This window comes from Bacillus sp. SIMBA_026, from assembly GCF_046535335.1.
GTDB lineage: Bacteria > Bacillota > Bacilli > Bacillales > Bacillaceae > Bacillus > Bacillus velezensis.
The window spans coordinates 808,454-823,163 of record NZ_JAWRWX010000001.1; the positions used below are offsets into that span (position 1 = coordinate 808,454).

At 45.9% G+C, this 14,710-nt stretch carries 13 protein-coding genes; all 13 read left to right on the plus strand.

Annotated features, from left to right (window positions below):
• Position 1 precedes the first annotated feature (1 nt).
• Complete coding sequence (locus tag SB847_RS04095; protein WP_007409813.1) at positions 2-727, plus strand: GntR family transcriptional regulator; 726 nt, start codon at positions 2-4, stop codon at positions 725-727.
• Between the two features lie 111 nt (positions 728-838).
• Positions 839-2,068 carry a bacillibactin exporter BcbE gene (gene bcbE, locus SB847_RS04100; protein ID WP_017417794.1) on the plus strand — a complete coding sequence of 410 codons (1,230 nt, stop codon included), beginning with the start codon at positions 839-841 and terminating at the stop codon, positions 2,066-2,068.
• Positions 2,069-2,174: 106 nt separating this feature from the next.
• Positions 2,175-2,630, plus strand: a complete 456-nt coding sequence (locus SB847_RS04105) for a MarR family winged helix-turn-helix transcriptional regulator (protein WP_003154157.1) — start codon at positions 2,175-2,177, stop codon at positions 2,628-2,630.
• A complete protein-coding gene (locus tag SB847_RS04110; RefSeq protein WP_410577347.1) occupies positions 2,630-5,749 on the plus strand; it encodes an MMPL family transporter in 3,120 nt (1,039 codons plus the stop codon). The genes SB847_RS04105 and SB847_RS04110 overlap by 1 nt, the downstream gene beginning before the upstream one ends.
• A 151-nt stretch (positions 5,750-5,900) precedes the next feature.
• Positions 5,901-7,181, plus strand: coding sequence for an EF-P 5-aminopentanol modification-associated protein YfmF (gene yfmF, locus SB847_RS04115; protein ID WP_410577349.1), 1,281 nt, complete (start codon positions 5,901-5,903; stop codon positions 7,179-7,181).
• Positions 7,178-8,464, plus strand: coding sequence for an EF-P 5-aminopentanol modification-associated protein YfmH (gene yfmH, locus SB847_RS04120; RefSeq protein WP_029973455.1), 1,287 nt, complete (start codon positions 7,178-7,180; stop codon positions 8,462-8,464). The genes yfmF and yfmH overlap by 4 nt, the downstream gene beginning before the upstream one ends.
• Before the next feature lie 59 nt (positions 8,465-8,523).
• Complete coding sequence (ymfI, locus tag SB847_RS04125; protein ID WP_044801439.1) at positions 8,524-9,252, plus strand: elongation factor P 5-aminopentanone reductase; 729 nt, start codon at positions 8,524-8,526, stop codon at positions 9,250-9,252.
• A gap of 75 nt (positions 9,253-9,327) precedes the next feature.
• On the plus strand, positions 9,328-9,585 hold the full coding sequence (locus SB847_RS04130; protein WP_003154150.1) for a DUF3243 domain-containing protein: 258 nt from the start codon (positions 9,328-9,330) through the stop codon (positions 9,583-9,585).
• A 127-nt stretch (positions 9,586-9,712) separates the two neighbouring features.
• Positions 9,713-10,504, plus strand: coding sequence for a DUF3388 domain-containing protein (locus SB847_RS04135; protein WP_003154149.1), 792 nt, complete (start codon positions 9,713-9,715; stop codon positions 10,502-10,504).
• Positions 10,505-10,522: 18 nt separating this feature from the next.
• A complete protein-coding gene (locus SB847_RS04140; RefSeq protein WP_224224272.1) occupies positions 10,523-11,422 on the plus strand; it encodes a helix-turn-helix domain-containing protein in 900 nt (299 codons plus the stop codon).
• Between the two features lie 74 nt (positions 11,423-11,496).
• A complete protein-coding gene (pgsA, locus tag SB847_RS04145; protein ID WP_007611521.1) occupies positions 11,497-12,078 on the plus strand; it encodes a CDP-diacylglycerol--glycerol-3-phosphate 3-phosphatidyltransferase in 582 nt (193 codons plus the stop codon).
• A 17-nt stretch (positions 12,079-12,095) separates the two neighbouring features.
• On the plus strand, positions 12,096-13,346 hold the full coding sequence (locus tag SB847_RS04150; RefSeq protein WP_032874945.1) for a competence/damage-inducible protein A: 1,251 nt from the start codon (positions 12,096-12,098) through the stop codon (positions 13,344-13,346).
• Between the two features lie 170 nt (positions 13,347-13,516).
• Positions 13,517-14,560 (plus strand): recombinase RecA, encoded by a 1,044-nt coding sequence (gene recA, locus SB847_RS04155; RefSeq protein WP_003154145.1) that lies wholly within the window; start codon positions 13,517-13,519, stop codon positions 14,558-14,560.
• The last annotated feature ends 150 nt before the right edge of the window (positions 14,561-14,710 follow it).

Sequence of the window (14,710 nt, forward strand, 5' to 3'; positions counted from 1 at the left end):
CATGTCTACAAAAGCTGACAATCGTCACTTGTATCTAAAAGTGATTGAGCGAATCAAAGAGGATATACAAAACGGAATTTACACCGAAAAGGAAAAGCTTCCTTCTGAATTTGAGCTTTCAAAATCAATGGGTGTCAGCCGGGCAACTCTGCGTGAAGCTTTGCGTATCCTTGAAGAGGAGCATGTGATTATCAGAAGGCACGGTGTGGGCACTTTCGTCCATACAAAACCGCTGTTTCTTTCAGGTATTGAACAGCTCAACAGCGTGACGAAAACGATTCAGCAGGCGAACATGGTGCCGGGTACAATTTTTTTGTCGTCTCAGGTCATCACGCCGTCTGATGAAGATATCGCTAGATTCCGGCTTGAGCCTGAGCAGGAGCTTTTTTATTTGGAACGCGTGAGAACGGCAAGCGGCACTCCGGTCGTTTACTGTTTAGATACGATTCCGATGCACATTCTGCCGAATTCTTTCTGTCATGAACAGGAGTCTATTTTTGATCTTTTGGAAAAAAACTCCGGGTCTGTGATTAGCTATGCCGTTGCTGATATCGAACCGATCGGATATCACGATACGATTTCGCCGGTTTTGGAATGCGAGCCGGAGACGGCGCTTTTATTGCTGAAGCAAACCCACTATAATCAGAATGATGAACCTGTGCTGTATTCATTAAATTATTTCCGGGCTGATAAGTTCAGTTTTCATGTTGTAAGAAAACGTTTTTAAGACAGACGCGTCATGTGTCTGTTTTTTTATTTGCCGTTTCAGTACATACTTTGTTTTCTGCAAGGCACAATAAAACAGGAAACAACCAAGTATAGTGAATGGGTGAATAAGTTGAGTAAGAAGAAAAATGGAACGAAAAATATCATTGCTCTGGCTTCTGTACCGCTCGTGATGACACTCGGGAACTCCATGCTGATTCCTGTGCTTCCGATGATTGAAAAGAAGCTGTCCATATCGTCTTTTCAAGTATCGTTAATTATAACGGTCTATTCGATTGTGGCGATTATTTGTATTCCGATTGCCGGATATCTGTCCGATAAATTCGGAAGAAAAAAGGTTCTTCTGCCTTGTCTTCTCATAGCCGGTGCGGGCGGAGCGCTTGCCGCGATAGCTTCCACCGCGTTCAAGCATCCTTATCCCATTATCTTGGCGGGGCGGGTGCTGCAGGGAATCGGTTCGGCAGGGGCGGCTCCTGTAGTGATGCCGTTTATCGGTGATTTATTCAAAGGGGATGATGAGCGGATTACCGCGGGGCTCGGCGACATTGAGACGTCTAACACTGCCGGGAAAGTAATAAGCCCGATTCTCGGTTCGCTCTTGGCTGCATGGTTTTGGTTTATGCCGTTTTGGTTCATTCCGTTTTTTTCGCTCATCAGTTTTTTTCTCGTATTGTTTTTGGTGGCAAAGCCGGAGGAACAAAAAGAAGCGCCTTCTATTTCCGAATTTGTGAAAAATGTCGGCCGCATATTTAAGCGTGACGGACGCTGGCTCTTTACGGTTTTTATCATCGGCTGCGTGATTATGTTTTTGCTGTTCGGGGTTCTTTTTTATTTATCAGACTCACTCGAGAAGAAATACGGAATTGACGGTGTGGCTAAAGGAGCGCTTTTGGCAATCCCGCTTTTATTTCTATCCGTCAGTTCATATATATCAGGCAGAAAAATCGGAAAAGACCAAGGCAAAATGAAGTTTTGCATCGTTTTCGGAATGAGTGCCGTGACACTGTCGTTTATCGGCCTATGGTGGAATCACAGTTTTTATTTATTATTTATCTTTTTGTGTGTCAGCGGTATCGGTATCGGAATGGCATTGCCGGCTTTAGACGCTGTCATCACAGAAGGCGTAGACAACGAGGAATCGGGAACCATCACCTCATTTTATAACAGCATGCGGTTTATCGGAGTAGCGGCGGGACCGCCGATCTTTGCTGCCCTGATGTCAAATGCAGGCTGGCTGATTTTTATTTTATCCGCTTTTTGCGGCATTGTGTCTGTATTTTTAGCGCTGTTAAATATCTCATCACAAGCAAAAGAAAAAAAGGAATCATTAAAGACGGTGTAATCTGCACTGTCTTTTTTTATTTTATTTTGAAGATTGACATGATACCGTCAAGTCGTTATCCTTTTTAATAGTTAAACATTTTAACTATCGGAAGGAGGGAGAAAAGGTGCATGAAGAAAAAGTAAAGCAGCTGATTCAGCGTTACTCCGATGTATACCTGCACGTCTTAAAAAAAATTGACAGCATTATCGCTGAAAAAGTGAACAAAGAGCTGACATTGGATCAATATTACATCCTCCGCTATATTATGCTCAATCCGGATTGCAAATCAATTGAACTGGCCGCGGTGTGCCACGTCAATAAAAGCGCCATTACATCGATGACGAACCGCCTGTATGAAAAAGGCTACATCAATAGAGAACGCAGCCAAAGCGACCGCCGGAGCATACTTTTAAATGTCACGGAAAAGGGGACAGAAGTATTTCACCGTGTGGAGCGGCGGATTGAGGAACTCGTCCGTTCATATATTATGTATTTTGATGAAGACGAGGCGGAGATGTTCGTTAATACATATGAAAAATTATATCGATTGATGATGACAGAGGAGGATCAGCAGACATAATGAAAAACATTATCCGAGCTCGCTGGATCATCGCCGCGGTATGGGTCGCCGCAACGGTGATATTTATGCTTACAGCGCCTGATATGGCTGAATTGACACGGGAGAAAGGGCAGATTTCCGTACCGGACGGGTATTCCTCTTCTTACGCCCATGAATTGCTTGATGAAATGTCTGATTCAGATGCACCGTCTTCTTCTGCCGTCATCGTATTTCACGAAAAAGGCTTAATGACAGACAAAAAAGATCGTCTGGAAGAAGCCGTCAGCACTTTGTCTGAACAGAAAAAAGCGCTTCAAATTAAAACGGTGACTTCATACTTCGGGGAGAAAAATGACGACATCAAAAAACAGCTGCTGTCAAAAGACAGACAAACGATGCTCGTTCAGCTGCAGCTTGATACATCCAAAAACGATATCCTCGAAATAAAAAATAAAATTGATAAAGAGCTGAAACCGTACGGCGTATCATACGGCATTACAGGCCAGTCGCTGATCGACGAAGATGTGCTGAAAAGCTCGCAGGACGGCTTAAAAAAGACTGAATATATAACGGTTGCCTTTATCCTGATCGTGCTGATTCTTGTATTTCGGTCAGTGGTCGCTCCGTTTGTACCGCTTTTATCAGTATTGATATCTTATTTAGTCAGCCAGTCGATTGTCGCATTTTTAGTCGACCAGCTGAATTTTCCGCTCTCAACTTTTACGCAGATTTTTATGGTTGCGATTATGTTCGGGATCGGCACAGACTACTGCATCCTGCTTCTCAGCAGATTTAAAGAAGAACTGTCGCATGGCGCTGATATAAGAGAAGCGATCGTCGTCACCTACAAAACGGCCGGAAAGACGGTTTTGTACAGTGGCGGTGCGGTGCTGATCGGATTTGCCTGCATCGGATTTGCGACATTTAAGCTGTATCAGTCGGCTGCGGCCGTTGCGGTCGGTGTCGCGGTGCTGCTGCTTGCGCTCATGACGATCGTGCCGTTTTTTATGGCTGTTTTAGGAAAAAGATTGTTTTGGCCTGTGAAGGGCGATATTTCCCATCCTCAAAGCAAAGCATGGGAAACGTCAGGACGGTTTTCATTTAAAAGGCCGCTCATCAGTCTTGCAATCGTTGCGGTATTCACCGTCCCGCCTATCCTTCTTTACAAAGGGTCGCTATCTTACAACAGTCTTGACGAAATCGGGGATAAATATGAATCCGTCCGCGCGTTTAATACGATTTCAGACGCATTCGGCCCGGGAGAACTTCTTCCGGCCACAGTCGCCATCAAAAATGATGAGACATTAAATACCGAAAAACACCTGATTGATATCGAAAAAATCAGCAGAGAACTTGAAAAAACAGAGGGTGTAAAAACGGTCAGAAGCGCCACGCGCCCTGCTGGAAACGGATTGAATCAATTATTTGTCACAAATCAGGCAAAGCAACTTCAGGAAGGACTTGATAAAGGCAATACAGGACTTGAAAAAATCACGGACGGATTAGGGCATGCCGCAAAGTCGTTAGCTGATTCACAGCCGCAGATCGAAGAGTCGGGGAAAAGCGTCAATCAGCTTATTGACGGAACATTGTCTCTGAAATCCGGGCTTTCTGATATAGGAGAAAACCTGAATAAACTGCAGGCTGGCGTGAACGAGAATAAAGCCGGCGTCGCCCAGATGAGAAAGCAGATTGAAGAGCAAAAACAAATGCTGACTTCACAGCTCAAACAAAACAGCGGTCTCGCTTCAGAAACGCAAAACGCTTTAAAATTGGTAAAAACCGTCCTGCCGATGAAAGATAAAGCCAGCAGACAGCTTGCCGATTTGAACAAGCAGCTTGCCCGGCTGCCGTTTGCAAAATTGGAAGCGTCAATACCGTCAGTCAAAACCGATCCCTCTTATCAAGAAATCAAATCGGCCTTTACGGGTGTACAGTCAGCCTTTTCCAAGGCAAACGCGGATGCAGAAGCTTTTTCTAAACAGGTCGACAGTCAAAAGGCCCATCTGCAGCAAGCGGAAAAACAATTTGCCCGACTGGCAGCCGCTCAGAAGAAGATTGACACTCAAATTAACGCAATGATCAACGGTCTGACCAGTATTGAAAACGGTCTGCAGCAAGTGTCAGACGGACAGGGGGCTCTCGCAGGACAAATGCCGCGCCTTGAATCGGCGGCAGGACAGCTCGCGGAGGGCCAGAAAAAAATGAAGAGCGGTCTCGGTGATTTTTCTTCCCGGCTCAGCGATCTTTCTTCAGGCCTTAACGACAGTGTAAAAGGGCTTAAGAAAGTATCAAGCGGCATGATGGGGGCGAATGATTACCTGGGTGAGCTTCACAAGGCGTCAGACAAAGAAATGACAGGCTGGTTTGTGCCGAAAGACGCGTTGACAAACAGTGATTTCACAAGCGTGTTTAATACGTACATGTCAGATGACAGAAAAACGACAGAATTGACCGTCGTTCTTGATAACAATCCTTACTCAAATACGGCCGTTCAAGATATTCAAGCGATCAAAGCGAGCGTAAAAAGGGCCATTCCGAACACGGATCTGAAGAATGCTTCCTTCGGCGTTTCGGGAGTCTCCAGCATGAATGCCGATCTGAAGGAAGTATCGGATTCAGACTTCAAACGGACGGCAATGTTTATGCTGGCGGGAATTTTTCTGATTCTCATCGTGATGCTGCGCTCCCTCATTATGCCTGTTTATTTAGTGGCGTCGCTCGTACTGACGTATTTCGCATCCATCGGCGTGACGGAATACATTTTTACACACTTCTTCGGGTATCCGGGCGTAAACTGGGCCGTGCCGTTCTTCGGCTTTGTCATTTTGATGGCTCTAGGCGTGGATTATTCCATCTTTTTAATGGACCGTTTTAATGAGCTTAAAAAAGAAGGAACGGAACCCGCAATGATCAGCAGTATGAAAAATATGGGTTCCGTCATCATTTCTGCGGCGATTATTTTAGCGGGAACCTTTGCGGCCATGCTGCCGTCAGGCGTTCTTTCCTTATTACAGATTGCAACCGTGGTATTAACAGGCCTTCTCATGTACGCAATTGTCGTCCTTCCGTTTTTTGTACCGGTCATGGTGAAAATATTCGGAAGAGCCAACTGGTGGCCTTTCAATTTGAAAAAATAACGTTCAATACCTCTGCCTGTTTTCGGGCAGAGGTTTTTTGTTTCCTTATAAATCCTCCAGTTGATATAATTACATCTGCGTACTCTTTTTTGCGAATGCTGAAATTTGGTCATAATACATACTATGAAAGAATGAACGAAGGAGGTTTCACATGACTTACGTAAATGAAATGAAGTCAAAGCACGGCGGGATCACCGCCCACATCGTAAAGACCGAGAAATTTAAAACCGTTTCGCTGACGTTTAAAATGCTGGCTCCTTTAACGAAAGAGCTCGTAACAAAAAGAGCGCTGTTTCCGCATGTGCTTCTGCGCGGAACAGAAAGCCGCCCGAAAACCGCTGATCTGCGGTCTTATTTTGATGAGCTGTACGGCACATCCGTTTCAGCTGATCTGACAAAAAAGGGAGAACGTCATGTCATTACGTTCAGGCTTGAGATTCCTAATGAAAAGTATCTGAAGGACCGCACACCGTTATTGGAAAAAGGCCTTCAGCTTTTATCAGAGCTTGTCTTTTCGCCCGCTTTGGAAAACGGCGCCTTCCTGCCCCTTTATGTCACGCAGGAAAAACGGACGCTGAAACAGCGGATTCAAGCCGTATATGATGATAAGATGAGATATTCTAATCTGCGTCTCGTTCAGGAAATGTGCAAAAGCGAACCGTATGCCCTTCACGTCAACGGCGAGTTCGATGATGTTGAACACATTACACCGCAAGATTTGTATGAAGCTTATCAAAAAGCCATACGCGAAGATCAGCTGGACCTGTACGTCATCGGCGATGTTGATACAGATCAGGTGAAAACGGCCGTTGATACGTATTTTAAAACGGAAGAACGGGAGCTGAAGCCTTTTGAAAGAAGCGCGGCGAATGAACAGCCTGATCCGAAGGAAGTCATTGATGAAGAGGACGTCAAGCAGGGCAAGCTGAATATCGGATTCCGGACCAATACGACATATACAGATCCGGATTATCCTGCATTGCAGGTGTTTAACGGGCTGTTCGGAGGTTTCTCTCATTCAAAGCTGTTTATAAATGTCCGTGAAAAAGCGAGCCTCGCCTATTATGCAGCCTCAAGGGTGGAAAGCTTCAAAGGGCTTTTGATGGTCATGTCGGGCATTGAGGTGAAAAATTACAAGCAGGCCGTCACCATCATTGAAGAACAGTTTCAGGCTATGCAAAACGGTGACTTTTCAGAAGATGATATCGCCCAAACGAAAGCCGTTATTAAAAATCAGGTATTAGAAACCATTGATACGGCATACGGTTTAGCGGAATTTCTGTATCAGCAGGCCTCAGCCCAAGTAGAGATACCGATCGAAAGATTCCTTGACAATATCGAGAAAGTGACAAAAGAGGACATTATCAATGTCGGAAAGAACATTAAGATGGATACGACTTATTTCTTAAAAGGGACGGGGGGAGCATCTTGACTAAACCGATAAACTTCGAACAGCTTCAGGAAACGCTGTATCATGAAAAAATGGCAAACGGCCTTGATGTCTATGTGCTGCCGAAACAGGGCTTTAATAAAACATACGCCGTGTTTACGACAAAGTACGGTTCCATTGACAATCAATTCGTTCCTTTAAATAAGGAAGAAATGGTACACGTCCCTGACGGAATCGCGCATTTTCTGGAGCATAAACTGTTTGAAAAAGCGGACGGCGACGTGTTTCAGGACTTCAGTAAGCAGGGGGCGTCGGCAAATGCCTTTACATCATTTACACGAACCGCTTATCTGTTCTCCAGCACTTCTAATGTGGAGAAAAACTTGGAAACACTTGTGGATTTTGTTCAGGACCCGTATTTCACGGAAAAATCAGTTGAAAAAGAAAAAGGCATCATCGGCCAGGAAATCAATATGTATGATGATAATCCTGATTGGCGGCTGTTTTTCGGCCTTATCGAAAATATGTATAAAGACCACCCCGTGAAAATTGACATTGCCGGAACGGTGGAGAGCATCTCACATATTACGAAAGATCTGCTGTATGAGTGCTACGAAACGTTTTATCACCCGAGCAATATGCTGCTCTTTATCGTCGGTCCCGTAGATCCTGAAGCGGTCATCAGCCAGGTGCGGAAAAACCAGGAGAAAAAGCCGTTTACAGACCAGCCTGAAATCAAACGTGAAGAAGTTCAAGAGCAGGAAGCGGTCTTCCGCCGGGAGCAGGAGTTAAAAATGAACGTGCAAGGCTCAAAATGTCTTGTCGGCTTAAAGGCGAAAGACCCTTATAAAACGGGGCAGGAGCTGTTGAAGCACGAGCTCAGCATGAACCTCATGCTTGAATGTCTTTTCGGAAAAAGCTCACCGCATTACGGCGACTTGTACGACAAAGGCTACATTGATGAAACTTTCAGCTTTGATTACACGGCTGAATACGGATTCGGTTTTGCCTCTGTCGGAGGAGATACACCGGAGCCGGATAAGCTCGCTGACGAATTAAAACACATGCTGCTTGATGCGGAATCAGCCGTGACTGCGGAAAAACTTGACCTTGCGAGAAAAAAGAAGATCGGGTCATTCTTAAAAGCGCTCAATTCGCCTGAATATATCGCCAACCAATTCACACGCTACGCCTTTTTAGATATGAGTCTGTTTGATGTCGTAACCGTACTGGAGCAGATTACGCTGGAAGACGTAAAGCGGGTTATTAAAGAAGAAATATCAGAAGACAGGCTGACAGTCTGCAAAGTCGTGCCAAAATCATAACAAAAACATCCCTCACGCGCTGAGGGATGTTTTTCTGGGGAAAGAAGGAGTATTGATTGATGAAACAGACAGCGCTCGTAACCGGAGCAAGCGGCGGAATCGGACAAAGTATAAGTGAAGTCCTCGCAAAAAACGGATATGACGTCCTCTTGCATTATCATTCTAATAAGGAAGCCGCACACAGGCTTGCGGAAAGGCTGGGCGCATCATTCGGCGTAAAAGCCTCCGTTATTCAGGCGGATCTGTCCTCACCGGATGGCGCGGAGACACTCAGCCGTTCCGTTAAGCAGCCTGTGGACGCTCTGATATTAAACAGCGGCAAAAGTCATTTCGGCCTGATTACGGACGTTACGGATGACACGGCGCGGGAGATGGTGCAGCTGCATGTGACGAGTCCGTTTCTTTTGGCGCGTAATCTGGTGCCCGGCATGATCCGGAAAAAAAGCGGGGGCATCGTCGCGATCGGTTCCGTCTGGGGAGAAACAGGCGCATCGTGCGAGGTATTATACAGCATGGTCAAGGGAGCGCAGCATTCGTTCGTTAAAGCGCTTGCCAAAGAGCTTGCTCCGAGCGGCGTCCGGGTGAATGCAGTCTCGCCGGGTGCCGTTGATACAAATATGCTTGATCAGTTCACGTCTAATGAAAAAGAAGCGTTGGCAGAGGAAATTCCCGCGGGCCGGCTGGCAAAGCCGGAGGAAATCGCCGAAGCGGCGGCCTTTTTATTATCGGAAAAGGCTTCCTATATTACGGGGCATATATTATCCGTAAACGGCGGCTGGCACTGCTGAAAAAAATGTGTGTATAGTTTGCATCTGTACGGACAAAATAATTTTGTAACAACAGATGAAATGGAGGAACCCAACATGTCAGTATTAGAAAACTGGGATAATTGGAAGAATTTCCTTGGCGACAGATTGAACTATGCGCAGGAAAAAGGGATGAGTGATGAAACGATCACTGACCTCGCTACAGAAATCGGCGGTTACCTTGCGAACGAAGTCGACTCGAAAAACCATCAGGAAAAAGTGCTTGCTGATCTTTGGAGCGTTGCTTCTGAAGATGAACAGCGCGCCATCGCAAATATGATGGTGAAGCTTGTTGAAAATAACAGCACTCATTAAGAGGGGGGATTTCTCCTCTCTTTTTTTATGTTTTCCTCTATAGAGCAACATTCTTCTTTCTAATTAGAGAAAAATGTTTTATGATAAAGGAAGGTAAAAATTTGCCACAATGGAGGGGGTATATCATTTGGCAAAGCTCGAATGGTATTTTGAATATGAAATTCAAGTGAACCGCCCCGGCCTGCTCGGGGATATTTCATCTCTTCTCGGGATGCTGTCAATTAATATTGTCACAATTAACGGTGTCGACCTTTCCAGAAGGGGAATGCTGCTCAGATGCCGGCATATAGATCAAATTAAACGATTGGAATCAATTTTAAAAACAATGGAGACCATTAAAGTAACGAAGCTGAGAGAACCGAGGCTTCGCGACCGTCTCGCAGTCCGCCACGGGAGATACATTCAGCGTGATGCCGATGACAAAAAAACCTTCCGTTTTGAAAGGGACGAGCTCGGTCTTCTGGTTGACTTTATGGCCGAGCTGTTTAAAAAAGAAGGACACAAACTGATCGGAATCCGGGGAATGCCGAGGGTCGGGAAAACGGAGTCCATCGTCGCGTCAAGCGTTTGTGCCAGCAAAAGATGGCTTTTCGTATCATCAACGCTGCTAAAACAAACGATCCGGAGCCAGCTGGTTGCCGATGAATACAGCACGGAAAACGTGTTTATCCTCGACGGCATCGTTTCGACAAGACGGGGATCTGAGCGCCATCTTCAGCTCGTCAGTGAAATTATGCGGCTTCCGGCGACAAAGGTCGTGGAGCACCCCGATATTTTTGTTCAAAATTCGGAGTATACGCTCGATGATTTCGATTATATTATCGAACTCAGAAATGATCCTGACGAAGTCATTACATATGAACATGCAGAAGAACCGCAAATGTTTGATCAGACCGGTTTTTCAAGCTTTGATTTTTAATATTGGAAGGTGTTTGTTGTGACAGAATTAGCAATCCGGCTTAAAGAAGCCAGAGAGGAAAAAGGGATGTCGTTGGATGAACTTCAGGCGGCGACGAAAATTCAGAAAAGATACTTAACCGCTCTGGAAGAAGGCAATTATGACGTCATTCCCGGCAATTTTTATGTGCGGGCGTTTATCAAGCAATACGCTGAAGCTGTCGGGCTTGATTCAGATCAGTTATTTGAAGAATATAAAAAAGACATCCCTAACACGTACCATGACGATGTGTCGGAAAAAATCTCCGGTCTCGCCATGCAAAGGGAGCTTCCTAAGTCCGCTTCAAAGGCGGCGGAATGGCTTCCGACCGTCCTTGTCGTCATCGGTGTCATTATCGTCATCGCGATCATTTATGCGATTATTCAGCTCGGAATGAGCAAATCCGGGCAGACAGACGGAGATAAGGCCGTCACCCAAAGTGAGAGCAAGTATGAGATTCCTAAGGATTCTGCGCTGAAAAATGACGGCAATACAAATGACGAAGCGCAATCTGACAGCAAAAAAGACAAAAAGGACACAAAAGCGTCAGAGCAGAAAAAGAAAGAAAAAAGCAGTGAAAAGACGGAGATCAAAGCGGCCGGAACGGAAGGCTCAGCTTCTTCATACAACGTCTACGGGGCAGATAAGTATAAGCTCGAACTGATTGCTTCTGACAGCGCATGGATCCGCGTCCGTGATGACAGCGGCGGTTCTTTAAAAGAAGGAACGCTGCAAAAAGGCGAAACTTTTAAAAAAGACGTCACGGATCAAAAGCAGATTGAAATCCGCACGGGCTATGCCCCTAACCTGAAAATTAAAATCAACGGAGAGGTTCTGTCCTATGAACTCAATCCGCATGATGTGATGGCGCAGACCATCACAATCAAGATGAAAAAATAAAAGGGGAAAAAGTCATCTGAAAGATTAAGATGACTTTTTCTTCACGTCCGAGTACATATTATTGGAGGGGCTTTATGTTTAACTTACCGAATAAAATCACACTGGCAAGAATCGCTTTAATTCCTGTATTTATGATTATCATGCTTGTTCCTTTTCAGTGGGGCAGCGTTCATATAGGGGATGAATCGATTCCGGTCGCGCATCTTACGGGAGCTGTTTTATTCATTATCGCATCAACGACTGACTGGGTGGATGGCTACTACGCCAGAAAACTGAACCTCGTGACAAACTTCGGGAAATTTTTAGATCCGCTGGCTGACAAACTGCTGGTATCCGCGGCATTAATTACGCTTGTGCAGTTTGACCTTGCGCCGGCGTGGATGGTCATCATCATCATCAGCCGCGAATTTGCCGTAACGGGATTAAGACTTGTGCTGGCGGGAACGGGGGAAGTTGTAGCCGCCAATATGCTGGGGAAAATTAAAACATGGGCTCAGATCATCGCTGTTGCCGCGCTTTTGCTGCATAATCTTCCGTTTGAGCTCGTTTCTTTCCCGTTCGGCGATATCGCTTTATGGGTGGCCGTGCTCTTCACAGTCATTTCCGGCTGGGAGTATTTTGCGAAGAACTGGGATGCGTTAAAAACATCTAACTAAGAAAGAAGGACTTAAAGATGGAAATAGCAAAAAAAGCAGAAATCATTGCAGTCGGCTCGGAGCTTCTGCTAGGCCAGATCGCCAATACGAACGCGCAGTTTATCAGTAAAGAGCTGGCGGAAATCGGTGTAAACGTGTTTTATCATACCGCTGTCGGTGACAATCCGGAGCGGCTTAAGCAAGTCATCCGCATTGCCGAGGAGCGCTCAGACCTGATTATTTTTTCAGGCGGCCTCGGACCGACCAAGGACGATTTGACGAAAGAAACCATTGCAAACACACTGGGGCGCCCGCTCGTTCTGAATGACGAAGCGTTCCGGTCGATCGAAGAATATTTCGCGAAAACAAAACGGACCATGTCGCCGAATAACCGCAAACAGGCGCTCGTCATTGAGGGCTCAGACGTTTTGGCGAATCATTTCGGCATGGCGCCGGGAATGCTTGCAGAGCACGGCTCAAGGCTTTATATGCTGCTTCCCGGGCCGCCGAGCGAGCTGCGTCCGATGTTTGAAAATGAAGCGAAGCCGCTGCTTCTTAAAAAGCTCGGTTCTAATGAGAAAATCGTTTCAACCGTGCTGCGGTTTTTCGGAATCGGTGAATCCCAGCTTGAAGCTGATTTAGAAGATATCATTGATGCGCAGACGAACCCGACGATTGCGCCGCTCGCTGCTGACGGCGAGGTCACGCTGCGTTTAACGGCGAAACATGCTGACGAAAAAGAAACAGAACGGCTTTTAAAAGAAACGGAAGCCGCCATTTTAGAACGTGTCGGTGAATTTTTCTACGGATATGATGATACGTCTCTGGTGAAGGAGCTTTCAAAAGCATGCAGACAAAACAAAATCACGATTTCTTCTGCCGAAAGCTTTACAGGCGGCCTGTTTTCAGAGTGGGTGACTGATTTAAGCGGTGCGTCTCAACTATTTGCAGGGGGTGTTGTCTGTTATTCCGACAGCGTGAAACAGCATGTGCTCGGCGTGAAAGCTGAGACGCTCGCAGAAAGCGGAGCGGTCAGCAAAGAGTGTGCGAAAGAGCTTGCAGCCGGTGTGAGAAAGCTGACCGGAAGCGATATCGGCATCAGCTTTACCGGGGTTGCGGGTCCCGACCCGCAGGAAGGGCATGCGCCGGGCCGCGTCTTTATCGGCATTTCGGCGGAAGGAAAAGAAGAGGTGCACGAATTTAACTTTGCCGGCTCAAGAACCGGAATCAGAAAGCGCGCCGCTAAATACGGCTGCCATCTCATTTTGAAAATGCTGGATCAAAAATAAAGTTTTAAAGAGGCGATTTCTCTGATTTTTAAGTTTTACAAGGGAAATTATGCTCTTTTGCAGAAAAGCGAACGCGGAAAAAATCCGAATATGCGTTCGCTTTTTTCTTGGCAAATGCCAGTAAACAAGGTATAGTATATGTAGTGGCAAGATAAAGGAGGAAAAAATAAATGAGTGATCGTCAGGCAGCCTTAGATATGGCTCTTAAGCAAATAGAAAAACAATTCGGCAAAGGTTCCATCATGAAGCTCGGAGAAAAAACAGATACAAGAATTTCAACGGTGCCAAGCGGTTCCCTTGCACTTGATACCGCTCTCGGAATAGGCGGATACCCGCGCGGACGGATTATTGAAGTATACGGACCTGAAAGCTCAGGTAAAACGACTGTAGCGCTTCACGCAATCGCTGAGGTTCAGGAAAAAGGCGGACAGGCAGCATTTATTGATGCTGAGCATGCTCTTGATCCTGTTTACGCGCAAAAGCTCGGTGTCAATATCGAAGAGCTTCTGCTTTCTCAGCCGGATACGGGAGAGCAGGCGCTAGAGATTGCTGAAGCGCTGGTGCGAAGCGGAGCTGTTGATATTGTGGTCGTTGACTCTGTTGCGGCGCTTGTTCCAAAAGCTGAAATTGAAGGTGACATGGGTGATTCACACGTCGGTTTACAGGCGCGTCTCATGTCTCAGGCGCTCCGTAAGCTTTCCGGCGCCATCAATAAATCTAAAACAATCGCAATCTTTATTAACCAGATTCGTGAAAAAGTCGGCGTTATGTTCGGAAATCCGGAGACGACACCGGGGGGCCGCGCGCTGAAATTCTATTCTTCCGTGCGCCTTGAAGTGCGCCGTGCCGAGCAATTAAAGCAGGGCAACGACGTCATGGGGAATAAAACGAGAATTAAAGTCGTAAAAAACAAAGTCGCTCCTCCGTTCCGTACGGCTGAAGTGGACATTATGTACGGTGAAGGAATCTCCAAAGAAGGGGAAATCATCGACCTTGGAACTGAACTGGATATCGTGCAAAAAAGCGGTTCGTGGTATTCTTATGAAGAAGAACGCCTCGGTCAGGGTCGTGAAAACGCCAAGCAGTTCTTAAAAGAAAATAAAGACATCATGCTGATGATTCAGGAGCAAATCCGTGAATATTACGGTTTAGACAATAACGGTGTAACGGACAAAGCGGAAGAAGTTCAGGAAGAGATGGAATTAGAAGAATAAAAACACGATCAAAAGAGCGGAATAAGCAATTTCCGCTCTTTTTTTTGTGTGTTTCAAAAAACACTGGCTGTTTCGGAAAATTTTATCTGGAATGTTACAACTTTTTTCACCCTTCACTCGTCTAACATCATGGCGAAAGTTGAAATTATA